This is a genomic window from Nocardioides lianchengensis (assembly GCF_900101465.1).
GTDB classification, from domain to species: domain Bacteria; phylum Actinomycetota; class Actinomycetes; order Propionibacteriales; family Nocardioidaceae; genus Nocardioides; species Nocardioides lianchengensis.
Genome location: NZ_FMZM01000006.1, coordinates 93,315 through 119,492, shown reverse-complemented (window position 1 = coordinate 119,492; position 26,178 = coordinate 93,315). Strand labels below are relative to the sequence as shown.

Sequence of the window (26,178 nt, the reverse complement as noted above, 5' to 3'; positions counted from 1 at the left end):
TCACTCTCAACAAGCGCCGGACGTCGTACGCCGCCCCGGCGCGTCGGGTGACGTGCGCCGCGTCAGACCTTGTTCAGGCGCGCGACCGTGTCCTCGAACTCGGCGACCAGCTCGGCCATCACCTGCGCGACCGGCTTGACCTCGTTCATCCGACCGACGATCTGACCGATCGGCATCGAGATGACGTCGGGGTCGTTGGCCGCGACGATCCGGTTGTGGGCCTCGGCGACCAGCAGGTTCTGCAGCGGCATGGGCAGCGGCGCCGGGGCGCCCTCCTCGGCCCATGCCTCGACCCACTTGGTCTTGAGCAGCCGGGCCGGCTTCCCGGTGTAGATCCGGGTGCGGACGGTGTCGGACGAGGTGGCCCGGGTGAACGCGGTCTCCCACGCGGAGTGGTTGGCCGAGAGCTCGCGGTACTCCGCCGTCCCGAGCCAGATCGAGCCGGTCCACACGCCCTGCGACCCGAGGGCCAGCGAGGCGGCGATCTGGCGACCCGAGCCGATCCCACCGGCTCCCAGGACGGGTACGTCGGGACCGACCGCGTCGACGATGTCGGGCTGCAGCACCATCGAGGCGACCTCGCCGGTGTGACCACCGGCCTCGTAGCCCTGGGCCACGATGATGTCGACGCCGTTGCGGACGTGGGAGAGCGCGTGCTTGGCCGCGCCGGCCAGTGCCGCGACCTTCACGCCGTGCTCGTGGCACTTCTCGATCACGTCGACCGGCGGCGAGCCGAGCGCGTTGGCGATCAGCACCGGCCGGTGCTGGAGCGCGACGTCGAGGTGGGAGCGGGCGACCGAGTGCAGCCAGCCCAGCACGCCCTCGCGACCCTCGCCCTCCGGAAGCGGCGGGACGCCGAGCTTGAGCAGCGTCTGGTCGACGAACTGCTTGTGCTCGTCCGGGATCATCGACGACACATCGAGGCCCTTGACCTCCTCGGGCACCTTCATCGGCATCACGATGTCGACGCCGTACGGCTTGCCGTCGGTGTTCTCGTCGAGCCAGGACAGGGTCCGCTCGAGCTCGTCGGTCTCGTTGAACCGCACGCAGCCGAGCACGCCCAGCCCACCGGCGCGTGACACCGCCGCGGCGACGTGCTCGGACGGGGTGAACGCGAAGATCGGGTACTCGATGCCGAACTCGTCGCAGAGGGGCGTGCGCATCAGGGGGTCGCTCCAGCGGTCTGGGCGCCGAGGACCAGCTCCTTGGCGCGGGGGTACTGCGCCTTGCCGGTGGCATTGCGCGGGATCTGGTCGACGAAGGTGAGGCTGCGCGGCAGCTTGTAGCCCGAGAGGTGGGCGCGCAGGAAGGTGCGCAGCTCCTCCAGGTCGAGCGTCGCGCCCTCGCGCAGCTCGACCACGGCGGCCACCGCCTGGCCGTACTTCTCGTCGGGGATGCCGACCACGAGGACGTCGTACACGGCGGGGTGGCCCTTGATCGCCATCTCCACCTCCTCGGGGTAGACCTTCTCGCCACCGGTGTTGACGCAGTTGGAGCCGCGACCGAGGAGCGTCACCCGGTTGCCCTCCTCGATCCGCGCGTTGTCGCCGGGGACGGAGTAGCGCTCGCCGTCGATCACCAGGAACGTCTTCGCCGACTTCTCGGGGTCCTTGTAGTAGCCGACCGGCACCGAGCCGCCGCGGCCGAGCCGGCCGACCTTGCCGACGTTGGCCGCCAGGTCGAGGACCCGGTTGTCGTCGTCGATGACCACGCTGCTGGGGCCCAGCCCGACGACCGGGCCGTCGCCGCTGATCTGCTCCTTGTCCTGCATGCCCATGCCCTGGAAGCCGGTCTCGGACGCGCCGACGGAGTCGGTGAAGACGGCGTTCGGGAACGCGGCGATCCAGCGCTGCTTGACCTGCGGGCTGAAGATCGCGGCGCTGCTGGAGATGGCGAACAGACTCGAGCCGTCGTACGGCGAGCCGGTGGCGGCCTTCCGCTCGAACTCCTCGATCAGCGGGCGGGCCATCGCGTCGCCGGTCATGAAGATCAGCTGGATCTTCTCCCGGTCGATGATCTCCCAGGTGCGCTGCGCGTCGAACTTCGGCTCCATGATCGTCAGGTGGCCGGCGAACAGGTGCATGAGCAGGCCGGCCTGGGCCCCGCCGTGCATCAGCGGGCTGAGCGGGAAGGTGACCATCCGCGGGTCGGTGGCCTGCTTCGACTGGTCGAACTCCTCCAGCGGCTCGCCGGAGTAGAAGTCGATGCCGCCGCCGAGGGTGCGCCAGAAGTCCTCGTGGCGCCACATCACGCCCTTGGGGAAGCCGGTGGTGCCGCCGGTGTAGATGATGTGCAGGTCGTCGGGGCTGCGCTCGCCGAAGTCGCGGGCCTCGCTCTGCCCGGCGAGCGCGTCCTCCCACAGGACCCCGTCGTACGACGAGACGTCGCTGGCGTCGTCGGGCTCGATCGCGTCGGGCATCACCACGACGGTGTCGAGCTTCGCGTGCTTGGGATAGCAGGCGGCGACGAGCGGGGCGTACGGGCGCTCGTGGATCAGCGCGACCATGTCGGAGTTGTCGAAGAGGTAGTCGAGCTCGCCCTCGACGTAGCGGTAGTTCACGTTGATGCCGACGGCGCGGATCTTCAGCACCGCCAGCAGCGCCACGACGTGCTCGATGCTGTTCTTGGCGTAGATCCCGACGTGCTGCCCGGGCCGCACCCCACGGGCCTGCAGGAAGTGCGCCAGCCGGTTGGAGTCACGCTCCAGGTCGGCGAACGTGACCGTCCGCTCCCCCACCTTCACCGCGGGGTTCTCAGGGGCGGCGTCGACGGCGTGTTCGAAGAGATCAGCGATGTTCAGAGCCACGCGGCGAGACTAGAACACGTTCTCGTTCTTGGCTAGCATCGCCCGGCATGACCGAACCCCAGCCTGAACCTCACTGCCTGGTGGAGCAGGACGGGCACAAGCTCGTCGTCACCATGAACCGTCCCGAGACCCGCAACGCCCTCTCCGGCGAGATGATGGCGATCATGGAGGAGGCCTGGGACCGGGCCAACACCGACGACTCGGTGCGGGTGGTGATCCTCACCGGGGCCGGTGGCTACTTCTGCGCCGGCATGGACCTCAAGGCCGCCACCAAGCGCTCGCCCGACGACAGCTTCAAGGCGGGCTTCGACCCGTCGGTCATCAAGGGCCTGCTCAAGGGGTTCCGACTGACCAAGCCGCTCATCGCCGCGGTCGAGGGCCCGGCCATCGCCGGCGGCACCGAGATCCTGCAGGGCACCGACATCCGGATCGCCGGCGAGTCGGCCCGCTTCGGGGTGGCGGAGGCACGCTGGTCGCTCTACCCGATGGGCGGCTCGGCGGTCCGCCTCCCGCGGCAGATCCCGTACACGATCGCCCTCGACCTGCTTCTGACCGGCCGGGCCATCAAGGCGCCGGAGGCCAAGGAGATCGGCCTGATCGGCCACGTCGTCCCCGACGGCGAGGCGCTGGCCAAGGCGCACGAGATCGCCGACCTGATCTGCGCCAACGGCCCGCTGGCCGTCCAGGCCATCTTGAGGACGGTCCGCGACTCCGAGGGCAAGCACGAGGAGGACTGCTGGGCGGACGACGCGAAGGTCGGCATGGCCGTCTTCGCCTCGAACGACGCCAAGGAGGGGCCGCGGGCGTTCGCCGAGAAGCGGGCGCCGCAGTTCACCGGGACCTGAGGCCGGGGCGCCCGGGGCGTGCTGATTGGTCACAAACGTCAACTGAGACGACTCTTAGCTGCCGTTTGTGACCAAGCGGCGTCTTTAGGTCCCCGCGACCGGCACCAGCGCGGCCCGGACTCCCCCGGCCTCGACGTCGCGCCGCAGCAGCTCCCGCGAGGTGGAGCCGTCGTCGGCGATCGAGGCGTCCGCGACGAGGACGGCGGCGTGGCCGAGTGCGACCGCGCGGTCGAGCCAGGCCGGGTCGAGGTCGGTCAGCGGGATCCGACTGGCGCCCACCTGCTCGCCGATCGCGACCAGCAGCTCCAGGTCGGTGAGGCCGGTCCGGGTGAGGGCGCAGCCGTTGGCGGCCCGCAGGTCGAGCCGGTCGGCCTCGTCCACCGGCCGGAAGCCGCGCTGGGCGAAGAGCGCCTTCATGGCGTCGTGGGCGACCGACTCGTGCACGACCGGGACTGGAGGGAGCTGCAGCACCAGGAAGTCGGGGTCGGCGTGCGTCGCCCAGCGGTAGTCGTCCACCCCTCCAGCCTGCCAGCACGACCCACTCCTAGGGACGGCTGCTCCCGTCGGGAAGCTGCTCGGGGCACTCGCCGCCGGGCGTGGTGGCCAGCTCGAAGTGCCACATCTCGTTCGCGAAGGTCTGGCACAGGCCGTGGGCGGACCCGTGCCGCCCCATCCAGTCCGCGGCGTCCGTCGGACCGATGTCGACGGCGTCGCCGGTGACGTGGGCCGAGGCGTCGGGGGTGGCGACGTACCGGCGCGCCTCCTCCTCACTGCCGTAGCGGGTCACGGCCTCGTCGTACAGGCGCTGCTGGTGCTCGCGGCTGCGCCAGCCGCTGGTGACCTGGACGGTGATGCCGTCGGCCCGCGCGTCGCGCGCCGCGGCCTGGACGGCGGCGAGCAGGTCGGGGTCGAGCCGGTCGGCGTCGACGATGGCCAGGTCGACGGGAGGCTCGGCGGCGGGGAGATCGGTGGCCGGGAGACCGGTGGCCGACCGGGCCCGGACGCCGCTGGACGAGGTGGGGTCCGTCGACCCACAGGCGCCGACAGCGAGGGCGACGGCCACGAGGGTCGTGAGGACAGGGCGGGAGAGTGAGGTGAGCACCCGAGCACGCTAGGCAGCGTGGGGCGGCCGGGACCTCCGTCGCAGGTGCCGGGTCGCAGCACCCGGGGCCCGGACCTCTCAGACGTTGGTCGGGATGTGCATCACGGTGCCGCCGTCGACGACGTACTCGGAGCCGGTCGAGAACGACGACTCGTCGCTGATCAGGAAGACCACGAACGACGCGACCTCCTCCGGTCGACCGGCCCGGCCCAGCGGGATCGGGATCAGGCCCTCGGGCATCTGGTCGGTCGCGGGGGTGCTGATCCGGCCCGGGTGCAGGGAGTTGGCCCGGATCCCGTGCGGGGCGAGCTCGGTGGCCACCGACTTGGTCAGCCCGGTGAGGCCCCACTTCGAGGCGACGTACCCGTGCGCCCAGCCGGTGCCCCGGAGCCCCTCGATCGAGGAGGTGTTGATGATCGAGCCGCCGCCGGCGGCGATCAGCGCCTCGGTCGCGGCCCGGATGCCGAGGAAGGCGCCGGTGAGGTTGACGTCGAGCATCTGCTGCCAGAGGTCGCGCTTGTAACGCTGCAGCTGCCCGCCGTTGAAGATGCCGGCGTTGTTGAAGAGGCCGTCGAGGCGCCCGAACTCGGCGACCGTGAACGCGACCGCCGCACGCCAGTCGTCGTCACTCGTGACGTCGAGGTGGACGTAGCGGGCGCTCTCCCCCAGCTTCTCGGCGAGCGCAGCGCCCTCCTCGTCGAGCAGGTCGCCGATGACGACCCTCGCCCCCTCCGCCACCAGCATCCGGGCGCTCGCGCCCCCGATGTTGCGCGCGCCGCCACTGATCAGGACGACCTTGCCCTCCACACGACCCATGTGCGGCAAGATAGCAGCGCAACTAGAACCGGTTCTAGAAACGAGACTCCGCATGACGATCCGCGTCGCCCAGGTCAGCACCGGCAACGCCGGCCGGCTCACGCTGCGCCAGCTCATCGCCGACGAGCGGTTCGAGCTGGTGGCCGTCTCGACGTCCACCGCCGAGAAGGTCGGCCGGGACGCGGGCGACCTGGCCGGGGTCGACACGGTCACCGGCATCACGGCCGTCGGGAGCCTCGACGAGCTGATCGCGGCCCGGCCTGAATGCGTCGTCTACTGCGCGATGGGCGACACCCGCCCGGTCGAGGCGACCAACGACGTACGGCGGCTGCTGGAGGCGGGCATCGACGTGGTCGGCTCGGCGCCCGGGACGCTGCAGTACCCCTGGGGCACGATGCCCGAGAAGGTGATCGCCAAGGTCGAGGCCGCGGCGCAGGCCGGCGGCGCGAGCGTCTACATCACCGGCGTCGACCCGGGTTTCGCCAGCGACCTGGTCCCCCTGGCCCTGGCCAGCACCTGCCAGCGCGTCGAGCAGGTCCGCTGCTACGAGCTCGCCGACTACGCGACGTACGACGGCGCCGAGGTGATGTTCGACCTGATGGGCTTCGGCAAGCCGCTGGACGAGACCCCGCTGCTGTTCCTGCCCGGCGTGCTGGCCATGGCCTGGGGCACGGCGATCCGGATGCTGGCCACCGGGCTCGGCATCGAGGTCGACGAGATCGTCGAGTTCTGGGAGGCCGAGCCGGCGCCCGAGTCCTACGACATCGCGGCCGGCCGGATCGAGGCCGGCACCATCGCGGCCCTGCACTTCTCCATCTCCGGCCTGGTCGACGGCCACCCCGCGATCGTCGTCGAGCACGTCACCCGCACCCGTGACGACCTCCGCCCCGACTGGGCCCGGCCCGCCGCGGGCGGCGGCTCCTACCGGGTCGAGATCGTCGGCGAGCCGTCGTACGTCGTCGACGTGGTCCCCAGCAGCGAGCACGGCGACCACAACCACGCCGCGATCGTCGCCGCCTGCGGCCGGATCGTGAACGCCATCCCCGACGTCCGCGCTGCCGCCCCGGGCATCCGGACCACGCTGGACCTGCCGCTGCCGACCGGCCGCGGGACCTATGCAGGGCCGCGCGGCGCCTGAAAATGACACGACGCGCGACTACGTCGAGTCCTAGCGTTGCCCGGGTGAGCAGGATCAAGGACCCGCAGGAGAAGAAGCGACTCTCGCTGGCGCGCGACCGGCGCAACACCTACGGCGAGAACGACAAGGCGTCGCGCAAGAACGTGCCGCGCGCCCAGCGCAGGGTCAACCGCGCCAACCGCCGCGCCGACTCCGTCGCGCTGGAGGGTGCGCGAGGCGCTCTCGACCTGGACCTCGCCGTCCGTGCCGAGCAACGGCTCGTCGGACGCCGGCGCAAGGTCTGGCGGAAGTGGCCCGACCAGCCTCTCGGCACGGTGCTGGCCGCGCGACGGGGCGAGCTCCGCGAGGACCAGCACCTGTCGCGCAGCCCCTACCGCTGACCCGGCAGCATCCGCCCGACCAGACGTCGTCGTGCGACGGACGTCGACGTGCAGCGCGCCCATGGCGTGCCGTGAGCAGGATGGACCCATGACCAGTACGACGGAGCCGTGGTCGGTCAGGGCGGCACGTCCCGAGGACCGCGACGAATGGACGACCCTCTACCGGGCGTACGGCGCGGTCGCGGGCCAGGACCTGTCCGTCGCCCACCTCGACCGGGTCTGGTCCTGGATCGCGAGCCCCGCGGCCCAGACCGAGTGCGTGCTCCTGCGACGCGGGCGGGCGGCGGCGCCGGCCGGCCTCGCCCACTACCGGAGCTTCGAGCGACCCCTCGACGGGTCCCACGGCTGCTACCTGGACGACCTCTTCGTCGCACCGACTGCGCGCGGCCGCGGAGGCGCACGCGCCCTCCTGCAGCACCTGGCGTCCACGGCCCAGGCCCGGGGTTGGTCCACGGTTCGGTGGACGACCGGGCCGGACAGTCCTGCCCGCTCGCTCTTCGACAGGCTCGCCGAGGAGAGCGACGTCCTCACCTACAACCTGAGGCCCGGACGCCTCAGACCGGCGTGATCGGCAGGCTCATCCGCGGCTCGAACTCGAAGGCCGCGCCGGTGCTGAACCGGACCACGGCCACCTCGCCCGGCTCCGGAGCGGGCTCGTCGCGCTCGACCACCCGCAGCGACCAGTCGCGCGCGGAGCCGCTGACCTCGACGTCGAGGCGCGGGTCGACCGCGCGGACGACCGCCTGCAGCGGCGCGAGGGAGTCGGGGCCGCAGAGGGCGATCCAGGTGCCGTCGTCGTACGCCGGGGAGTCGGTGACCTCGAGGGTGAGGTCGCTGAAGGAGGCCGCGACGTACGCCGCCGGGTTGAGCAGCGGGTGCAGCGCGAGCAGCCGGAGCGCGCCCGCGGGTCCGCCCGGGAGGTCGAGCGCGCGATGGATCCGCTCGGCGGCGACGCCCGCGATGCCGACCAGCTGCTTGAGGCAGATCTCGCGCAGCTGGGCGGTGTCGGTCGCGCGCTGCTCGACCGCGTGGACGAACGAGATGTTCAGCAGGTGCATCTGCAGGCAGACCTCGTCGGCGATCCGGACCAGCGCCGAGCGTGAGAAGGCCGCGAAGTCGAGATCGGCGAGGAGCGGGCCGGAGTAGTCGGCGCGGCCGTCGTCGGCGGGGTCGATCGGGTCGAGGTCGACGGTGGCCGCGTGCGTGGTCTCGACGACGTAGTAGGCCGGGAGCGGCGACACCGGCGGGTGCGACTCGTCGATCACCACGGTCCAGGCGCAGTGCGGGTTCCGGTCGGCCGGGAGCCGTGGGGGCCGGTGGACCGGCCGGACCTGGGCGCGCGGGTTGGTCGCGACCGCGGTCGCGTCGAAGGTGGGGTCCTCGATGTCGTGGCACATCGAGCGGACGTAGTCGGGCCCCATCGGCTCCACGTCCATCAGGGCGCCGCAGTGGTCGAGGTGGAACTCGCCGTGCCAGCGGTCGTGGACGGCGTAGCGGAAGTCCATGAATTGCGGCGGGGCGCCGATGTCGAGCTGGAGCCCCTTGAAGATCGTGACGATGTCACCCTCGCCCGGAGGCGCCTGGTAGCCCAGCGCGCGCTGCATCCGTCGCGTGTAGATCGGGCTGGAGCCGGCCCACTCCTCGATGGCGATCTGGGCCATCTCCTCGCGGCCGAACGCCGAGATGCACCAGGCCATCCCGGAGCGGTCGATGAGCTGGCCGATCAGCAGCAGCTCGGGGACGAGGACGGCGAGCTCCTCGCGGGACAGGTCGGCGTACCGGCTGGGCATGGGCCGATCGTGGGTCAGCCCGACGGCGGTGTCAACAGTGTTGACACTGCAGCCCCGTAGAGGCGCGCGACGGCCGCCGCATCCGCGTCGACGACGGCCGGGTCCTCCAGGATCACCAGCGCCTCCAGCAGGCCGCCCACCTGGGCGGCGACCAGGTGGGCGCGCAGTTCCGCGTCCGGACCGTCGAGCCGCTCGGCCAGCGGCCGCGCCAGCGTGGCCTCCATCGCCGCCACCAGCTGCTCGCGGACGGCGGCGCTGTCGGTGGCCCGGATCATGGCGCGGTACGGCGTCCGCAGCACCCCCGAGAGCCGCTCGTCCAGGACCAGCGCGACCAGTCGCTCCCCCATCCCGGTGAGCGGGCCGGCCAGTGCCGGCGCGAACGGACCCTCGACGTCGACGGTCGCCAGGAACAGCTGCTCCTTGGACCCGAAGTGCCGGATCACCAGGGCCGGATCGATCCCGGCCGCGCCCGCCACCCCGCGCACCGACGTGGCGGCGTACCCCTGGGCCATGAACTGCCGGCGCGCCTCGGCGGCGATCAGCTCCCTCGTCGTCCCCACGGTCACGGGGCGAGGCTAGTGGCGCCGTGGTCGACTGGGCACGCCGTACTCCCGCCGCTCCTGGAGGTCCGATGCTCGCCCACTCCCTCGGCGCCGACGCCGAGCTCCGCCCGCTCGAGCCGTGGCAGGCGCCGACGTTCGCGGCCTACGTCGAGCGCCATCGCGCGCACCTGGCTCCCTGGCTCCCCTGGGGCGTGTCGATCACCGACGAGGACGCGGCCCGCGCCTTCCTGCAGCGGTACGCCGACGGCACCGCCGCCGACGGTGGCCGGATCTACGGCCTCTGGGCGCACGGCGAGCTGGTCGGCGGGACGCTGTTTCGGATCTTCGACGCCCGCGCCTCGCTCTGCGAGGTCGGCGTCTGGCTCGCCCCGGGGTCCGAGGGACGTGGGCTGATCACCCGCGCGGTCACGGCGATGGTCGACTGGGCGGTCCGCGAGCGCGGCATCCGGCGGGTCGAGTGGCACTGCGTGCCCGAGAACACCCGCAGCCGCGCGGTCGCCGTACGGCTGGGCATGACGCACGAGGGCACCCTGCGCCAGGACTTCGAGCACGCCGGTCGCCGCTGGGATACCGAGGTGTGGGCGGTCCTCGCCGAGGAATGGGTAACGATGCATCCATGAGGACACGCACCCTGGGCAACGGCACCGTCGGCACCGTGGAGGTGGGCGCGATCGGGCTCGGCCTGATGACGTTCGACCAGACCGGGACGCAGCCTCGCGAGCAGCTGCTCGACACCATCCGTACGGCGCTCGACGCCGGCGTCACGCTCTTCGACACCGCCGACGCCTACGGTCCCGGCGAGGAGTTGGGCGAGCACGCGCAGGGGGCCAACGAACGGCTGATCGCCTCGCTCCTCGACGAGCTCGGCGTGCGGGACCGGGTCCTGCTCGCCACCAAGGGCGGGCACGTCCGCAGCGCCGGCGGCGCCTGGGCACTGGACTCCTCGGCGGAGCACCTCCACCAGGCCGTGGACGCCAGCCTGGAGCGGCTCGGGGTCGAGCAGATCGCCCTGTGGCAGCACCACCGCCCGGACCCGAAGGTCCCCTACGAGCAGGTCGTCGGCACGCTGCGTGAGATCGCCGAGTCCGGCAAGGTGCGGATGGTCGGTCTCTCCAACGCCGACCCCGCCCAGATCCGGCTCGCCCACACCGTGCTCGGCGAGCACCTGGTGAGCGTGCAGAACCAGTTCTCCCCCGCCTTCCGCACCAGCGCCCCCGAGATCGACGTCTGCGACGAGCTCGGCCTGGCCTTCCTGCCGTGGAGCCCGCTCGGCGGCCTCGGTGACGCCAAGGAGCTGGCCGAGAAGCACCCGGCCTTCGCCGAGGTCGCGACCGCCCGCGGGGTCAGCCCTCAGCAGGTCGCACTGGCCTGGGAGCTGGCCCAGTCGCCGCAGGTGACCCCGATCCCCGGCGCCAAGCGGCCCCAGTCGATCCGCGACTCCGCCGCCGCGGCCGAGATCGACCTGACCGCCGACGAGCTGGCCCGGCTCGACGCGTCGTAGCCGGCCGGGTCGTGCTGATTGGTCACATTCAGCAACTAGGAGGGCTCTTAGTTGCCGTTTGTGACCAAGCGGCGTCTTTAGGTCAGCCCACGGCTCACCCGCCGTCCGCACCGAGCACCCGCAGCTGCAGCATCGCCACGAACCGGGCGTCGGGGTCGGTGAGGTCGAGCTCGCCGACCTCGGCGACCCGGCGCAGCCGGTAGCGGAACGTGTTGGGGTGGACGTAGACCGTCGCCGCGGCGGCGACCACGTCGCCGAACGCGTCGAGCCAGGCCTCGAGGGTCTGGACGAGCTGGCTCTGGTGGACCCGGTCGTAGTCGATCAGTCGGGCCAGCGAGCCGGTCGGGCGGTCGCCGCGGGCGGCGACCATGTCGCGCAGGTCGGTCATCAGGGCCTCGACCTGGACGTCGGCGAGCCGGGCCACCCGGCGTTCGCCGCGCCCCTCGCGGAGCACGCGGAGGGTGCGGTCGACGCCGGCCCGGGCGTCGGGGAGGGCGCCGACCTCGGCGGCGACCGGGCCGATGGCCACGACCACGGTGGCCCGGTCGCCGACCCGCTCCAGGAAGTCGCGGGCGATCCGGACCGCGCGGTCCTCGCCGTCCGCGACGCCGCGCGGCAGCGGCACCAGTCCGTAGGTCACGTCGCCGACCAGCGCGGACGCCGAGCGCGGGTGCAGCGCGCTGAGGTGCATCGCGAACGCGTCGCCCACCCGTTGCCGATCGTGCGCGACGACCGGATCGCCCTCCAGGTCGACGGCGGGGTCCGCGTCGGGCGCTGCCTCCACCGACGGACGTACGACGGACACGCCCAGCACCATCAGCGACTGCCCGGTCAGGCCCAGCCGCTCGGCCGCCTCCCGCGCGCCCGGGCCGCCCTCCAGCGCCTGGCTGAGCAGGTCGGTGCGCAGCCGCCGCTGCACGTCCGCGCCCGCGCGGACCCGCAGGAGGTGCAGTGCGACCAGCTTGGCCGCGTCGCAGAGCGCCTCGGTGCGCTCGGCGCTGAGGGGGCCGCGCACGGCGGCCCAGATGGAGCCGAGCACCTCCTCGCCGGCGCGGACCGCGACCGCCACGCGGGGCATCGAGAACGGGTCGCCGGCCTCGTTCACCGGCTCGATGTAGACCGGCCGGTCGCTGCGGTGCAGCTCGCGGAAGACCCCGCGCTCCTGCAGGATCCGCGAGTAGCGCTCGGGGACCTGACGCCCCAGGATCGTCTCGACCCGGGACGGGTCCGCCTCGTCCTGGCGGCCCGAGAAGGCCAGCACCCGCGAGCTGCGGTCCTCGATGGTGACCGGGGCGTCGAGCAGCGCGGCGACCGCGTTGGCGACCGCGAACAGGTCGCCCGACGGCAGCCCGCCGAGCGACTCCGAGTCGGCGACGGCCACGTCGCCCTCGGCGAGCAGGGAGCGCAGCATGGCGGCCAGGTGGGCCCAGGGGGCACCTCGGCTCAGCCCCAGCACGGCCACCCCGGCCCGGTCGGCGGCCGCGCGCACCTCGTCGGTCACCGGCACCGGCGCGCGCAGCACCAGCCCGGCCGCGTCCTGCTCCCCCAGCGACCCCAGCAGGTCGGCGACGTCCTCGGCGGCCACGCCGACCCCGAGCACCAGCGCGCCGGGCGGCAGCACCGGCTGGTCGGCGGGGTCGTGGATCACCACGCCCCCGATGTCGAGGTCGCGCTCGGGGACGCCGTGGACCAGGTCCAGCAACGACGCTCCCAGGTCGTCGAGCACGCGACCGAGACTCGCGCGGGGTCGGACGGCGGGCGTGCTCATGGTGGTGGCCACCTCTGGACCGTAGGGGTCGGTACGGCGACCCTACGTCGTCCGATCCGACCGCATCCAGCGCCCGGTTCGTCGGATCGGACGAACGCTCAGACCGCGACCCACCCCACGCCCGTGGTGACCTCGGCCAGCGCCTCCGGGACCGGCTCCACGCCGAGCCCCGGCCCCTGGGGCACCGCGAGGTGGCCGTCGGCGAGCACGAACGGCTCGGTGACGTCGGTGCGGTAGTAGCGGCCCGACCCGGAGGTGTCTCCCGGCATCGTGAAGCCCGGCAGCGCGGCCAGCGCCACGTTCGCCGCCCGACCGAGGCCGGTCTCCAGCATCCCGCCGCACCAGACCGGGACGCCGTGGGCGGCGCACAGGTCGTGGATCCGCCGCGCCTCCAGGTAGCCACCCACCCGCCCGGGCTTGATGTTCACCACCGAGCAGGCCCCCAGCCGCAGCGCGGCCGCGGCCGACTGGGCCGAGGTGATCGACTCGTCGAGGCAGACCGGCGTGCGGATCAGCCGGGCCAGGTCGGCGTGGCCGAGAACGTCGTCCTCCTCCAGCGGCTGCTCGATCAGCAGCAGGTCGAACGGGTCCAGCCGGGCCAGGTGCCGCGCGTCGGCGAGCGTGTACGCCGTGTTCGCGTCGACCTGGAGCAGCACGTCGTCGCCGTACCGCTCCCGGACGGCGCGCACCGGCTCGACGTCCCAGCCGGGCTCGATCTTCAGCTTGATCCGCAGGTAGCCCTCGTCGAGGTAGCCGCCGACCGCGTCGAGCAGGGCCGGGATGCTGTCCATGATCCCGACCGAGACGCCGCACGGGACCCGGTCGTGGACCGCGCCGAGCTCCCGGGCGAACGAGCGGCCGCCGGCGCGCAGCTCCGCGTCGAGCACCCCCATCTCCAGCGCCGCCTTGGCCATCCGGTGGCCCTTGAAGGGGGCCAGCACCCGCGCCACGGCCGGTGCGTCGAGGTCCCCGGCGGCACCGAGGGCCGGGACCAGGAAGCGCTGCAGCACGTCGACGGCGGCGTCGACGTACTCGGAGGAGTAGAGCGGGTCGACCATCGCGACGCACTCCCCCCAGCCCTCGCCGACGTCGGTGACGACCCGCAGGAGCAACAGGTGCCGGGTGGTCTGGGTGCCGAAGGACGTGCGGAACGGCGCGACCAGCGGCATCGAGATCCGGCGCAGCTCCACGCCCTCGAGCTTCATCGCGTGCCCCGGACGACGTACCAGCCGGCCCGGTCGAAGCCGCTCACCCGGCCCCCGCCCGCGACCAGCGTGGTCAGCGCCTCGCGGACGGCGTTGCGCCAGGCGTGCGCGAGCTCCGGGTCCTCCGCCCGCAGCACCCCGATGTCCGCGGGTACGGCGACCAGCGAGACCGGTCCGTCGAGCGGGCCGGCGACCGGGGTCCCCGTCCGCGAGCGGCCGAGGGCGACCACGGCACCGGCGGCGAGCTCGTCGGCGACCGAGACCGGGGCGAGCCCGGGGCCGCCGGCACAGGCGGCCACCACCGCCGGGTCGCGCAGCCGCCACCGCACGAGCAGCCGGTCGGAGTCGTCGACGCCGTTGATGGTGTCGAGCATGGTGCCGTAGAAGTTCGGCAGGTACTCGACCGGCTCGGCGGCCAGCTTGGCCAGGTTGAAGTAGGCGTTCCGGCTGACCAGCGGGTCGAAGGTCCAGGCGATGTCGGAGACGCCGCGCAGCATCGCCCAGGCCCGTTGGTGAAGCTTCAGCGCGAAGCCGACGTGTCGGCCGGCCAGGTCGCGGGCCACCCCGGCGATGTGGCTGTGCAGGGCGTCCTCGGACGGCGCGTGGAAGAAGCCGACGCAGGCGCCGACCAGGCGGTGGCCGTCGAAGGCGCCGCCGACGTAGTTGCCGGCCTTGGCGAAGGCGCGGAGCAGCTCGACGGTCACCGGTGGGTTCGCGTCGCGGCCCCAGATGGTCGCGTAGAGCCTCACCGCGTCCTCCAGGTCCGACAGGTCGGTCAGCTCGCGGACGGCGACCCCGGCCGCGAGCGCGGCGGCGTCGGCCGCCTGCACGGCGTGGTCGAGGTCGGGGTCGACGGCGGTCAGGTTGCTCACGGTTCCCATGCTGGTCGGGTCGGGGCGCTGCGTCATGGTCGTCCCCGACCAGCCGCGGCGAGGGAGTTCGTCGGGTCGGCCAGCGGCCGGTCGAGCAGGTCGGTGACGAGCGCACGGAGCAGCGTGGCCCGCGGCAGCAGGTGCTCGACGAGGACGTGCTCGTCCTCGGCGTGCGCCCCGCCACCGACCGCTCCGAGTCCGTCGAGGGTGGGCGTGCCGACCCCGGCGGTCAGGTTGCCGTCGGAGGCACCCCCGACGGCGACCGCGCTCAGCGGCTCCGGGCTCAGCGCCCGGGCCCGGGCCAGCAGCGCGGCGGACGACGCCGCCTCGAGCGGCGGGCGGTTGGGTCCGCCGGCGACCTCGACGGCCGCGCCGTCCAGGGTCGGGCGCAGCGCCCGCAGGGCGGCGTCGACCCGGTCCTGCTCGGACCGCGTCCGGACTCGGACGTCGACGGCGAAGGAGCCCGCCGCCGGCACGGTGTTGGTCGTCGTCCCCGCCGCCAGCAGGGTCGGCGTGACCGTCGTGCCCAGCGCGGGGTCGGCCAGCGCGCTGACCGCGAGGGCCTGGTGGGCCAGCTCGAGGGTGGCGTTGACGCCCTGCTCGGGCTCCAGGCCGGCGTGCGCGGCGCGACCGGTCACGCGGACGTCGTACAGGGAGACGCCCTTGCGCTCGGTCTTCAGCGCGCCGCCGTCGGCCGAGGCCTCCAGCACCAGCGCTGCCTCGTGGGCGCGGGCCTCGTCCTCGACCAATCCGCGCGAGGACGGCGAGCCCAGCTCCTCGTCACCGGTGACCAGCAGCGTCACGCCGTCGAGGCCGGGCAGGGCGTGGAAGGCCAGGGCCAGGCCGGCCAGCATGTCGAAGCAGCCGGGACCGCGCAGCACCCCGCCCACCACCGAGTACGGCGTCCGCTGCAGCGTCCCGATCGGCCAGACCGTGTCGTGGTGGCCGACGACCAGCACCCGGTGCGGGCCGGCGCCGAGCCGCCAGCGCAGGTGGGTGCGACCGTCGGCGACCAGCGTCTCCGGGGCGACCCCGAGCCGCGCGGTGCCGATCTCCGCGACGACCGCCGCCGAGCGGGCGACCGCGGCCAGGTCCGACGAGGGCGACTCGCACTCGATCATCGTGCGCAGGTCGTCGAGGAGCAGGTCGAGGTCCATCAGTCGACCCGCGGGGTCGCCCGCACGCCGAAGTGCAGGTAGCGCTCCCCGGTCGGCAGGTCGTAGAAGGTCACCGGCGCCCAGGTCTCCACGCCCTCCGGGCGGACGGCGAACAGGCCCGGCCCGACCGGGACCAGCGGGTGCTCCTCGACCGGGTCCGGGACCATCTCGGCGATCGGGCCGAGCAGCGTGGTCCGCAGGGTCGGCCCCTCGGCCAGCACCTCCATCCGCACCGACGCGCGGGCGTAGGTGCCGACGTACGGCGTGACGTCGACGTCGACCGGCTCCGCGGGCGGGGCGAACGCCACCGGGATCTCGACGTCGGCCAGCTCGGCGAATAGCTCGCGGTAGAGGTCCTCGTAGAGGTCGCGGGTGTGCCCGCCGTTGGTCAGCAGCGCGACCGCGAGCCCGGCCTCGGGCAGGACGCGCAGGAAGGCGGCCTGGCCGATGGTGTTGCCGTCGTGGCCGATCACCCGGTGCCCGCCGTCCTCGCCCCAGCCGAAGCGGATCCAGCCCAGGCCCCAGGAGTCGCCGAGGATGTACTTGTCCGGCAGGTCGGCCTGGTGCTCGGCCATCTGCGCGGCGGCGGCCTCGCTCAGCAGCCGGGTCCCGTCGGCCGCCAGCCCGCCAGTGAGGTGCATCCGGGCGAAGCCGAGCAGGTCGGTGACGGTGGACGTGATCAGCCCGGCGGGGCCGAGCGAGCGGGGCAGCTGCCAGATCGGCGCGGTGACCGGGACGCCGTCCTGGTCCTCGTGGCCCGCGGCGGCGCCGTACAGCAGCGCCTCCTCGGGGAGGGTGACGGTGCTGGTCAGGCCGAGCGGGGTGAAGAGCCGCTCGCGCATCGCGGCGTCCCAGGTGAGCCCGGTGACCTTCTCGATCAGCCGGCCCATCAGCGAGTAGCCCGAGTTGCAGTAGGACCAGGTCGCGCCGAGCGGGTGGTTCTGGGCGGCGTCGGCCAGCAGGTCGACGTACTTCTCGAGGCAGTCGTCGCCGCGGCCGGTGTCGGTGAACACGTCGCCGTCGATGCCGCTGGTGTGGGTGAGCAGGTGGCGCAGGGTCACCCTCTTGGTCACGTCGGGGTCGGCGAGACGCAGCTCGGGCAGCACCTCGACGATCGGCCCGTCGAGCTCCAGCAGCCCCTCGTCGACCAGCTGCATCGCCACCGTGGCGGTCCAGACCTTGGAGATCGAGCCGATCTGGAACAGCGACTCGTCGGTGGCCGCGACGCCGGTCCGCGTGTTGAGCACGCCGTACGACGAGGTCGCCAGCTCGTCGTCGCCGCCGGGCGTGAGCCGCAGGATGCCCAGCTGCGCGCCGGGGACACCGTGCCGCTCGGCCAGCTGCGCCAGCCGGCGCTGCCAGCGGGCGACGTCGACGCGCGGCCGGCCGGCCCGCAGCGTGTGCTGCTCGACCCAGTCGACGACCCGGCGGCCGTAGTCGATCCGCTGCGACGGCGGCCCGAGGAGGACGAACGCGTGCGCGGCGCCGGGGTAGAGCACCAGCTCGGTCGGCACGCCCCGCTCGCGCAGCGAGGTGAACCACTGCTGGGCCTGGCCGACCGCGCAGGTCCGGTCCTCGCCACCGTGCAGCACCAGGGTGGGCGTGCTGACCCCGGCGACATGGGTGAGCGGCGACATCGCGGCGTACCGCTCGGGCTGCTCCCAGGGGGTGCCGCCCAGCTCGAAGCTGCTCAGGCAGGTGCCGTCGTCGCAGGTGCCGTACATGCTGACCAGGTCGCTGACCACGCCGCCGGCGACCGCCGCCTTGAACCGGTGGTCGCGGCCGGTCAGCCAGCAGGTCATGAAGCCGCCGTAGCTGTAGCCGGTGATCGCCAGCCGCTCGGGGTCGGCCAGCCCCTCGGCCACCAGCGCGTCGACCGGCTCCAGGAAGTCGTTCGCGTCGGCGACGCCCCAGGCGCCGTGGACCGCGTCGTAGAACGCCTCGCCGTACCCGTCGCTCCCCCGCGGGTTGACCAGCAGCACCGCCCAGCCGCGCGCGGCCAGCTCCTGGTGGTAGGGGTGCATCTCGTCGGCCGCGCCGTTCCAGGCGTTGTGCGGGCCGCCGTGGACGTCGACCAGCAGCGGCCGCGGACCGCTCAGGGCCGGGTCGCGGACCAGCCAGGCCTGCACCTCGGTGCCGTCGGCGATCGTGAAGGTGCGCTCCTCGCGCACGAACAGCTCGACGTCGCCGAGCGCGGCGCCGTGGTCGGTCAGCACCGTCTCGGTCCCGGTGGCGAGGTCGACCGCCACGATCTCGCCGTACGACGTGGGGGTGGCCAGCGCGACCACCGCCGTGCCGCCGACGACCGACAGCCCCGACACGACCCGACCGGGCCCGGCAACGACGGGCCCCTCGTCGGCGCCGACCGCCCACAGGTGGGTGCAGCCGCGGTCGCGCAGGGCGAGCAGCACCCGGCCGTCGGCGAGCTCGACCGGCAGGGCTCCGGGGTACGCCGGGCCGCCGGGCATCACGTTGCGGTCCAGGTGGCCGGACAGGTCGGTCAGCGGCCCGCCGTCCAGCGGCACGCGGAGCAGGTGCTGGTGGCCCACCGGGCCGCCCGGGAAGCCGACCACCAGGAGGCTGGCGCCGTCGGGCGCGAAGGAGACCGTGCCGGCGACGCCGTCGGCCAGGGCGACGACCCGCGGCCGCGCCTTCGGGTCCTCGAGGTCGAGCAGGTGCACGGCGGTGCGGAAGGTCAGGTCGGTGTCCGCGCCGACCCCGCGGGTGAAGGCCAGCGTCGCGCCGTCGGGCGAGAACGCGGGCGAGCCGACGTGCTCGGGGCCGTCGGTCAGCTGCCGGACGTCGCCGGTGCCGAGGTCGACCAGGTGCAGCTGGCGTCGTACCGGGCCGACGAGGCCGGCGCCGTCGGACTGGTAGTCCAGCCGGGTGGTCACGAGCGGACCGGTGCCGTCGGTGGGGTCGACCGGCGCGAGGAGCGCCAGCCGGTCCCCGGCGGGTGACCAGACCGGCGCGCCCGCGCCGAGCGGCAGGTCGGTGACCCGCTCGGGCTCGCCGCCGGCCGCATGGAGGAGGTGGACCTGGCCGGCGCGCAGGAAGGCCAGCCGGGTTCCGTCGGGCGACCAGGCGGGCGACGAGTCCTCGGGACCGGCGGTCAGCGGGCGCGGGGTCCCGTCGGGCAGGTCGACGCTCCAGACCCGGTCGACGCTGCGGTCGGCCGCGGCGTCCAGGGTGCGGAGCACGTAGACGGCCCGCGAGCCGTCCGGCGCCAGCGCCGGCTGCGAGGGGACGGCGAGGTCGGTCAGGTCGTCGAGGCGCATGCGTGAGGTCATGAGGTGCTCCTTCTCCCGGGTACGGCGGCCAGCAGCGCGCGCGTGTAGTCGTGGTCGGGCTGGGCCAGCACCCGGTCGGTGGGGCCCTGCTCGACGATCCGGCCCTGGTGCATCACGGCGACGTGCGACGCGACGTACCGGACCACGGCGAGGTTGTGCGAGATGAACAGCATCGAGAGACCGAGCTCGGCCTGGAGCTCGCGCACCAGGTTGAGCACGGCGCCCTGGATCGAGACGTCGAGCGCGGAGGTGATCTCGTCGGCGACGACCACCTCGGGCCGGCCGGCGAGCGCCCGGGCCAGGGCGACCCGCTGCCGCTGACCGCCGGAGAGCCGCGCGGGCAGCGCCGCCGAGCGGCCGGGGTCGAGGTGGACCAGCTCCAGCAGCCGCTCGACCTCGGCCCGCCGCTCGGCCCGGGAGCTGCCCGGCGGGATCGCCTCGGCGATGCTCTCGCCGATGGACATCCGCGGGTCGAGGGAGGAGTAGGGGTCCTGGAAGACCATCTGGAGCGGCCGGTGCCGACCGCGGGTCGGGACCGGCTCGCCGCCGAGCAGGATCGACCCGCCGTGCACCGGCGCCAGCCCGACCGCGGCCCGGGCCAGCGTCGACTTGCCCGACCCGGACTCCCCCACCAGGCCGACGACCTGCCCGGAGGGCACGGTGAGGCTGACCCCGTCGACCGCGGTCGTGGTGCCGTAGCGCACGGTCACGTCATCGAAGCGCAGGCTGGTCACGACGCCTCCACCTCCGCCAGCGAGCCGAGCTCGTCGATCCCCGACTCCGGGGACTCGCCGGGGTGCCAGCAGGCCACCCGTCGCCCGGCCGCGTCGATCTCCAGCGGCGGGTCCTGCTCGCGGCAGCGCGCGGTGGCCAGCGGGCAGCGGGCGGCGTACGCGCAGCCGACGGGAACGTCGGCCGGGTCCACCGGCCGGCCCGGGATGACGGCGAGCGGCTGGTCCAGGTCCGTCTCCATGTCCGGTACGGCGGCCGCCAGCGCTCGCGTGTAGGGGTGCCGGGCGGCGGTGTGCAGGTCGGCGGCGGGCAGGTCCTCGACGATCCGGCCGGCGTACATGACCAGCACCCGGTCGCACACCTGCGCGACGACCGCCACGTCGTGGCTGATCAGCACCAGCGCGACGTCGTCCTGCTCCCGGATCGCCGCGAGCAGGTCGAGGACCTGCTGCTGGACGGTGACGTCGAGCGCCGTGGTCGGCTCGTCGGCCACGACCAGGGCCGGGGAGCCCATCAGGCCCATGCCGATCATCGCCCGCTGGCGCATCCCGCCCGAGAACTCGTGCGGGTACTGGCGGGCGCGGCGCTCCGGGTCGGAGATCCGCACCGCCCTCAGCCGGTCCACGGCCCGGCCCAGCGCGGCGCGCCGGTCCAGCCCGTGGTGGTGGCGCGAGACCTCGGCCAGCTGCCCGCCGATGCGCCGCGTGGGGTTGAACGACGTCATCGGGTCCTGGAAGACCATGGCCAGCGAGGTGCCGAGGAGCCGTCGCTGCGCCCGGGTGTCCGGCCCGCGCAGGTCGTGGCCGAGCAGCTCCAGCCGCTCCGCGTCGACCCGACCCGTCTCGGCCACCAGCCGGCTGACGGCCAGCGCCGTCAGGGACTTGCCCGAGCCGGACTCCCCCACGATGCCGACCGCCTCGCCCCGTCGTACGGCGAAGGTGACGCCGCGGACCGGGCGGATCGGACCGGTCGGCCCGGGGAAGGTGACTTCGAGGTCGCGGACGTCGAGAACCAGGTCGGAGCCCTCGTGGCCGGCCCCCTCCGCCACCGGCTCGGCCGGCGCGACCCGAGCGACGGCCGGGAGCGCCGGGATCCCGCCCACCACGCCGACGCCGAGCGCCTTGGCCGCCGACTCGCCGAGCAGGTTGAGCGCCAGGCCCGCGAGCAGCACCGCCGCTCCGGGGGCCAGCGCGGCGGCCGGGTTCACGTAGATCGAGGTGATGCCGTCGAAGAGCAGCCGGCCCCAGTCGTACGACGGCTGCTGGACGCCGAGGCCCAGGAAGGAGAGGCCGGCGAAGGAGAGCAGGGCGCCGCCGGCGCCGATGGTGGCGTTGATGACCAGGGGCTCGGCGATGTTCGGCAGCACGTGCCGCAGCAGGATCCGGACCCGGCCGACGCCGGCGACCCGGGCCGCCGCGACGTAGTCGCGCGCCTCGACGCCGGCCACCAGCGTCTGGGTCAGCCGGCCGAACATCGGAGCACCGGCGATGCCGATCGCGAGCACCGCCCCGGTGGCACCGACGCCGAACACGACCGCGAAGAACAGTGCGAGCAGGATGCCCGGGAAGGCCACGGCGATGTTGATGCCGGCCGTGACCAGTCGTCCGGACCGGCGACCGAGCAGGAACGACGCGGTGCCGAGCACCAGACCGACGGCGACGGCGATGGCTGTCGCGGCCAGGGCCAGCTCGACCGAGAGCCGAGTGGCCACCAGGGTCCGGAAGAAGATGTCGCGGCCCAGGTTGTCGGTGCCGGCCCAGTGCTCGGCCGACGGGCCGGAGAGGATGTTGTCGGTGTCGACCGCGTCCGCGTCGCCGGTCCAGAGCATCGGAGCGACGACGGCCAGCACCAGCACGGCCAGGGTGAGGATCGTCGCGGTCAGCCCCAGCGGGGTGCGGAGCACGGACTTCCAGCGCTGCACGGCTCAGTCCTCCCGGATCGTCGAGCGCGGGTCGAGCAGCGCGAGGGCCACGTCGACGAGGGTGTTCACGAGCAGCACGCCCACGCCGTACACGAGGACGACGGCCTGCACGACCTGGTAGTCCTTGGTGAGGATCGAGGAGACGATCGTGCTGCCGAGGCCCGGCCAGGCGAAGACGTTCTCGACCAGGACCGTGCCGGCCACCATCGAGCTGAGGAACAGCCCGCCCAGGGTGAGGGACGCGGTGAGCGCGTTCGGGAGGGCGTGGCCGAGGTAGATCGTGCGCCGGGGCAGCCGCTTGGCCCGCGCGGTCCGCACGAAGTCGGCTTCGAGCACCGCGACCATCTCGACCCGGACGATGCGGGCCAGGATCGCGGCCGGCCCGATGGCCAGGGCGAGCACCGGCAGCACGTAGGCGCTCGCGCTGTCGTTGCCGGCGACGGGGAGCCAGTCCAGCTGCACGCCGAAGACGTAGACCAGCCCGACGCCCAGCAGGAAGTCCGGCACGGTCCCGAGCACGACGCTGCCCGTGGTGAAGACCAGCTCGGTACGACGGCCGTGGCCGGCGCGGGTCAGCACGCCGAGGCTCACCCCCACCGGTACGGCGACCGCCACCGCGACCAGGAACGCCAGCAGCGCGAGCTGCAACGTCGCCGGCAACCGCTGGGACACGATCTGCGAGACCGGCAGCTGGGAGATGAGCGAGGTGCCGAGGTCACCGGTGAACAGGCCCTGCAGGTAGTGCCAGTACTGCACCAGGATCGGGTCGTCGAGCCCCATCGCCTCCCGCTTCGCGGCGACCAGGCTCGCGGGGGCCGTCGGCCCCAGGGCGCCCCGCACCGGGTCGCCCGGGATCAGGTGGATCATCAGGAACGACGCGGTGACCAGCACCCACAGGGAGACCAGCAGCCGCCCGAGCCGTCGTACGCCGAAGCGCACCCACGGGTGGACTCCCGCGCCCACCCGCGGGGTCGCCGGGGCGACCGAGCTCGCCGAGGCCATCGCTTACTTCGCCAGCATCCGGATGCTGGTGGGCACCAGCTGGCCCGGGTACTCGAACTCCGCCCCGTTGCCGTACGTCTTCACCTGGTTGTTGGCGAAGGGCACGATGTCGGCCGCGGCGAACAGGGCCGACTCGGCCTCCAGCCAGGCGTCGCAGCCCTCCACCCCGTTGGTGGCGCTCGCCGCCTCGACCCCGGCGGTGTAGCCGGCGTTGTCGATCCCGGAGAAATTGGTGCCCCCGTCGGCCGGACCGGCCCCGGACAGGAACGGCACCAGCTGGTCGGGGCTGTTCACGTTGAGCGGGACCCAGGCGATGTCCCACTCACCGCTCCCGAAGACCGCACCCTGGAGCGCGGTCTCGTCGACCCCCTTGGCCGTGACGGTCGCGCCGGCCTCGTCCCACTGCTGGACGGCCAGCTCGGCGGCCGCGGCCACCGCGCTGCCGGCCGCGCTGGAGTAGAGGAAGGTGAGCTTCTTGCCGTCGAGGACCGCCTTCGCCGCGTCCACGTCCTGGCCCGGGAGCGACCCCGAGACCGAGTCACCCGGGCACGAGGTGGGCTGGATGGCGGCGAGCGTGGTGGCCGGGGTCCCGGCACCGGCCGTCGCGACCGACGCCAGCTCCTCGAGGTCGAGGGCCTGGGTCAGCGCCATCCGCACGTCGGCGTCGCTGGCCGGCGACCCGGCGGCGTGGTTGTACCACTGCTCCCCGACCAGGGCCGGCGTCTCGGTGGTGAACAGGTCCGCCGCCTCGAGGCGCTTCGCGTCGGGACCCTGGACGGCCGCGGCGTTCAGGTCGCCGGCGAGCAGGAGGTTGGTGGCGGTGCCCTCGTTCTGGATGATCTTCAGGACGACGGTCGCGGGCAGACCCTTCTCGGCCGTGGTGGCGCCGTCCGGTCCCCAGACGTAGCCCTCGCGCAGCGCGTAGGTGTAGTGGTCGCCGGGCACGGCCTCGGTCAGCTCGTAGGGGCCCGAGCCGGAGGTGCTGTCCGCGAGCGACGCCCGGTCGGCCAGGCCCGCGTCGCAGACCATCGGCAGGCTGGCCAGGCCGTTGAGCACGAACGGCGCGGGCTCGGCGAGGGTGATGGTCACGGTGCCGGCCGCGTCGTCGGCCTTCGCGGTCGCCCCGGCCGGCAGGAAGACGCCGAGGTAGGCGCTCTGGTTGGCCGGGTCCCCGACGTACGCGATGTTCTCGGCGACGGTGGTGGCCGTCAGGGCGCTGCCGTCGGCGCAGGTGACGTCCTTCGCGAGGGTGAGGGTGACCGTCGTGCCGTCGACCGCCCAGTCGGTGGCGAGCTGGGAGCGGATCTCGCCGGTCTCGCTGTCCACCGAGACCAGGTTGTCGTAGGCGAGCTGGTTGACCGTGAAGAGCTGGGTGCTCGCCGACGAGTGCGGGTCCAGCTTCCCGGGATCGCCCGCCAGGGCCATGGTGAAGGTGGCGCCGTCGACGTACTCGCCGCTGCCTCCCCCGCCGCCCGAGTCGTCGGATCCCCCGCACCCCACGAGCAGGGCGGCGGTCAGGCAGAGTCCGAGAGCGGGCACGGCTGGCTTCATGGCGGGTCCTCTTCGTGGCGGTGCTGGCGGTCGGTTCAGGAGTCGGCGCGCCGGACGGCACGACCGATGTGGACGAACTGGGCGCGTCCCGAGCCGTCGTCGCCGACGAACGCGTGGGGCATGTGCAGGCCGTTGTCCGGCTCGGCGTAGATGAGGCTGTCCTCGCGGAAGGGCACCAGCTCCTTGCGCTCCGGCTGCTCGCCGAGGTCGGCGAAGAGCCCCTTCGGGACGTGCTCGACATAGATCCGGCCGTCCGCCTCCTGGCTGACGACCAGGTCCATCACCTGCGCGGAGTAGGTGCCGACGAAGCGGCTCGCGTCGACCTGCGTCGGCGTGGCCGGGGGCACCGGCAGGCCGGGCAGGGTGGCGTCGCTCAGCTCGGCGATCACGTGGCCGACCAGGTCGTGGTAGAGCGAGAGGACGTCGCCGCCGTTGGTCAGCAGCACGACGGCCAGCCCGGCCTCGGGGACCATCCGCAGGAACGCGTTCTGGCCCAGGGTGCTGCCGTCGTGGCCGATGATGGCGCCGGTCGGGGTGTCGAAGCGCTCGAAGCCCAGGCCCCACGAGTCGCCCATCACGCCGAGGTAGGGCACCTCGACCTCGCGGGCGTGCATCCGGGCGGCGGTGCCGGACGCCAGGACCTGGGTCCCGTCGTCGGCCCGTCCGTCCTCCAGGTGCATCCGCGCGAACGCGACCAGGTCACGTGGGCGCATCGACAGCATCGTCCCGGCCGGAGCGTTGGACCGGGCCAGCGCCCAGACCGGCGCGGGCTGGAAGCCCCCGCCGGGCGCGAGCTCGAGGTGGCCCATGGCGGCGCGGAAGGTGATCGCGTCGTACGGGCCGGTGGCGGCGTGGGTCAGGCCGAGCGGCGCGAACAGGTGCTCGCGCAGGCAGTCGTCGTACGTCTTCTCGCGCAGCACCTCGACCAGCCGGCCGAGGACGACGTACCCGGCGTTGTTGTAGGAGAACTGCTCGCCCGGCGCAAAGAGCTGGGGCACGTCGTGGAGGACCCCGAGGTACTTCTCGACCGCGTCGTCGCCGGGCCCGGTGTCGGTGAAGATGTCGCCCTCGAACCCGGCGGTGTGGCTGAGCAGCTGGCGGACCGTGATCGCCGCCGCCGCGGCCTCGTCGCCGATCACGAACTCCGGGAGGTAGGACCGCACCGTCGCCTCGAGGTCGACCTTCCCCTCGTCGACCAGCTGCATCACCAGCGTGCTGGTCCAGAGCTTGGTGATCGAGCCGATCTGGAAGACCGAGTCGGCCGTCGCGTCGACGCCGGTGGCCTTGTTCAGGACGCCCGCGGCGCCGTCGACGACCCGGTCGCCCTGCAGCACGGCCCACGCCGCACCGGGGACCTGGTACTTCTCGATCAGACCCGGCAGCGTCTCGCCGACACAGGCCTCCACCTCGCTCAGGGTGCTCATGGAAGGACCCTAGGAACGCCGTCCCCCGCGGTGTTCGTCGTACGCGACAACCCCGCCCGGGGTCACCTGTCGCCCCCGACGAGGCCGACCCCACCCCCGCCCTCCGGTGGTTGAGGAGGTGACCGAGCGACCGTCGCCCGGTGGTTGAGGAGGTCGCGCAGCGACCGTCTCGAAACCCGGTGAGCCAAGACTCGGCATCGATCAAGGCCGACACCCGGCGCGACAGGTTTCGAGACGGGACTTCGTCCCTCCTCAACCACCGAACCCCGGTGGTTGAGGAGGTCGCGCAGCGACCGTCTCGAAACCCGGTGAGCC

The 26,178-nt window shown here is 73.4% G+C and carries 23 protein-coding genes; 6 read left to right on the top strand and 17 right to left on the bottom strand.

Annotated features, from left to right (window positions below; translation table 11 throughout):
* Nucleotides 1-62 precede the first annotated feature (62 nt).
* Both BLT76_RS12260 and BLT76_RS12255 read right to left on the bottom strand, forming a co-directional pair.
* A complete protein-coding gene (locus BLT76_RS12260; RefSeq protein WP_090856030.1) occupies nt 63-1,163 on the bottom strand; it encodes an NAD(P)H-dependent flavin oxidoreductase in 1,101 nt (366 codons plus the stop codon).
* The gene (locus BLT76_RS12255; RefSeq protein ID WP_090856027.1) at nt 1,163-2,806 is read right to left on the bottom strand and encodes an acyl-CoA synthetase; all 1,644 of its coding nucleotides are present in this window, start codon (nt 2,804-2,806) and stop codon (nt 1,163-1,165) included. Before BLT76_RS12255 ends, BLT76_RS12260 begins: the two co-directional genes overlap by 1 nt.
* Nucleotides 2,807-2,853: 47 nt before the next feature.
* Here BLT76_RS12255 and BLT76_RS12250 point away from each other — a divergent pair, with 47 nt between their 5' ends.
* Nucleotides 2,854-3,651: a crotonase/enoyl-CoA hydratase family protein gene (locus BLT76_RS12250; RefSeq protein WP_090856024.1), complete on the top strand. Its 798-nt coding sequence runs from the start codon at nt 2,854-2,856 to the stop codon at nt 3,649-3,651.
* An 84-nt stretch (nt 3,652-3,735) separates the two neighbouring features.
* Here BLT76_RS12250 and BLT76_RS12245 read toward each other — a convergent pair whose 3' ends face one another.
* From BLT76_RS12245 to BLT76_RS12235, 3 genes are all read right to left on the bottom strand, one after another.
* The gene (locus BLT76_RS12245; protein ID WP_090856021.1) at nt 3,736-4,167 is read right to left on the bottom strand and encodes a hypothetical protein; all 432 of its coding nucleotides are present in this window, start codon (nt 4,165-4,167) and stop codon (nt 3,736-3,738) included.
* Between the two features lie 28 nt (nt 4,168-4,195).
* The gene (locus BLT76_RS12240) at nt 4,196-4,753 is read right to left on the bottom strand and encodes a M15 family metallopeptidase (RefSeq protein ID WP_090856018.1); all 558 of its coding nucleotides are present in this window, start codon (nt 4,751-4,753) and stop codon (nt 4,196-4,198) included.
* 78 nt (nt 4,754-4,831) lie between these two features.
* Nucleotides 4,832-5,569, bottom strand: coding sequence for an SDR family oxidoreductase (locus tag BLT76_RS12235; RefSeq protein WP_090856016.1), 738 nt, complete (start codon nt 5,567-5,569; stop codon nt 4,832-4,834).
* 52 nt (nt 5,570-5,621) lie between these two features.
* On the opposite strand from BLT76_RS12235, the gene BLT76_RS12230 reads away from it, so the two are divergent.
* From BLT76_RS12230 to BLT76_RS12220, 3 genes are all read left to right on the top strand, one after another.
* A complete protein-coding gene (locus BLT76_RS12230) occupies nt 5,622-6,707 on the top strand; it encodes an NAD(P)H-dependent amine dehydrogenase family protein (RefSeq protein ID WP_090856013.1) in 1,086 nt (361 codons plus the stop codon).
* Between the two features lie 44 nt (nt 6,708-6,751).
* Nucleotides 6,752-7,087, top strand: a complete 336-nt coding sequence (locus tag BLT76_RS12225) for a hypothetical protein (RefSeq protein ID WP_090856011.1) — start codon at nt 6,752-6,754, stop codon at nt 7,085-7,087.
* An 88-nt stretch (nt 7,088-7,175) separates the two neighbouring features.
* Nucleotides 7,176-7,655, top strand: a complete 480-nt coding sequence (locus BLT76_RS12220; RefSeq protein ID WP_170867034.1) for a GNAT family N-acetyltransferase — start codon at nt 7,176-7,178, stop codon at nt 7,653-7,655.
* Here the strand turns inward: BLT76_RS12220 and BLT76_RS12215 are convergent.
* Together BLT76_RS12215 and BLT76_RS12210 are read right to left on the bottom strand one after the other, a co-directional pair.
* Nucleotides 7,642-8,877, bottom strand: coding sequence for a hypothetical protein (locus BLT76_RS12215; protein ID WP_090856005.1), 1,236 nt, complete (start codon nt 8,875-8,877; stop codon nt 7,642-7,644). The genes BLT76_RS12220 and BLT76_RS12215 overlap by 14 nt on opposite strands.
* A gap of 14 nt (nt 8,878-8,891) precedes the next feature.
* Complete coding sequence (locus BLT76_RS12210) at nt 8,892-9,443, bottom strand: TetR/AcrR family transcriptional regulator (RefSeq protein ID WP_211752912.1); 552 nt, start codon at nt 9,441-9,443, stop codon at nt 8,892-8,894.
* A 65-nt stretch (nt 9,444-9,508) separates the two neighbouring features.
* Here BLT76_RS12210 and BLT76_RS12205 point away from each other — a divergent pair, with 65 nt between their 5' ends.
* The gene (locus BLT76_RS12205; protein ID WP_090856002.1) at nt 9,509-10,060 is read left to right on the top strand and encodes a GNAT family N-acetyltransferase; all 552 of its coding nucleotides are present in this window, start codon (nt 9,509-9,511) and stop codon (nt 10,058-10,060) included.
* Nucleotides 10,057-10,941, top strand: coding sequence for an aldo/keto reductase (locus BLT76_RS12200; protein ID WP_090855998.1), 885 nt, complete (start codon nt 10,057-10,059; stop codon nt 10,939-10,941). The genes BLT76_RS12205 and BLT76_RS12200 overlap by 4 nt, the downstream gene beginning before the upstream one ends.
* Nucleotides 10,942-11,035: 94 nt before the next feature.
* Here BLT76_RS12200 and BLT76_RS12195 read toward each other — a convergent pair whose 3' ends face one another.
* From BLT76_RS12195 to BLT76_RS12150, 10 genes are all read right to left on the bottom strand, one after another.
* Complete coding sequence (locus BLT76_RS12195; protein ID WP_244509378.1) at nt 11,036-12,721, bottom strand: PucR family transcriptional regulator; 1,686 nt, start codon at nt 12,719-12,721, stop codon at nt 11,036-11,038.
* 86 nt (nt 12,722-12,807) lie between these two features.
* Nucleotides 12,808-13,914, bottom strand: a complete 1,107-nt coding sequence (gene menC, locus BLT76_RS12190; protein ID WP_090855995.1) for an o-succinylbenzoate synthase — start codon at nt 13,912-13,914, stop codon at nt 12,808-12,810.
* Entirely contained in the window at nt 13,911-14,786 is an 876-nt protein-coding gene (locus BLT76_RS12185) for a GNAT family N-acetyltransferase (RefSeq protein ID WP_244509377.1), read from the bottom strand. The genes menC and BLT76_RS12185 overlap by 4 nt, the downstream gene beginning before the upstream one ends.
* A gap of 32 nt (nt 14,787-14,818) precedes the next feature.
* Nucleotides 14,819-15,943, bottom strand: a complete 1,125-nt coding sequence (locus tag BLT76_RS12180) for a M20/M25/M40 family metallo-hydrolase (RefSeq protein ID WP_090855992.1) — start codon at nt 15,941-15,943, stop codon at nt 14,819-14,821.
* Nucleotides 15,943-19,233, bottom strand: coding sequence for a serine hydrolase (locus BLT76_RS12175; protein WP_090855989.1), 3,291 nt, complete (start codon nt 19,231-19,233; stop codon nt 15,943-15,945). The genes BLT76_RS12180 and BLT76_RS12175 overlap by 1 nt, the downstream gene beginning before the upstream one ends.
* Nucleotides 19,230-19,967 (bottom strand): ABC transporter ATP-binding protein, encoded by a 738-nt coding sequence (locus BLT76_RS12170; protein WP_090855988.1) that lies wholly within the window; start codon nt 19,965-19,967, stop codon nt 19,230-19,232. The genes BLT76_RS12175 and BLT76_RS12170 overlap by 4 nt, the downstream gene beginning before the upstream one ends.
* Nucleotides 19,964-21,886, bottom strand: a complete 1,923-nt coding sequence (locus BLT76_RS12165) for a dipeptide/oligopeptide/nickel ABC transporter permease/ATP-binding protein (RefSeq protein WP_244509376.1) — start codon at nt 21,884-21,886, stop codon at nt 19,964-19,966. Before BLT76_RS12165 ends, BLT76_RS12170 begins: the two co-directional genes overlap by 4 nt.
* A 3-nt stretch (nt 21,887-21,889) precedes the next feature.
* On the bottom strand, nt 21,890-22,888 hold the full coding sequence (locus tag BLT76_RS12160) for an ABC transporter permease (RefSeq protein ID WP_090855985.1): 999 nt from the start codon (nt 22,886-22,888) through the stop codon (nt 21,890-21,892).
* A gap of 3 nt (nt 22,889-22,891) precedes the next feature.
* On the bottom strand, nt 22,892-24,439 hold the full coding sequence (locus BLT76_RS12155; RefSeq protein WP_090855981.1) for an ABC transporter substrate-binding protein: 1,548 nt from the start codon (nt 24,437-24,439) through the stop codon (nt 22,892-22,894).
* Between the two features lie 35 nt (nt 24,440-24,474).
* A complete protein-coding gene (locus BLT76_RS12150) occupies nt 24,475-25,863 on the bottom strand; it encodes a serine hydrolase domain-containing protein (protein WP_090855978.1) in 1,389 nt (462 codons plus the stop codon).
* Between the last annotated feature and the right edge of the window lie 315 nt (nt 25,864-26,178).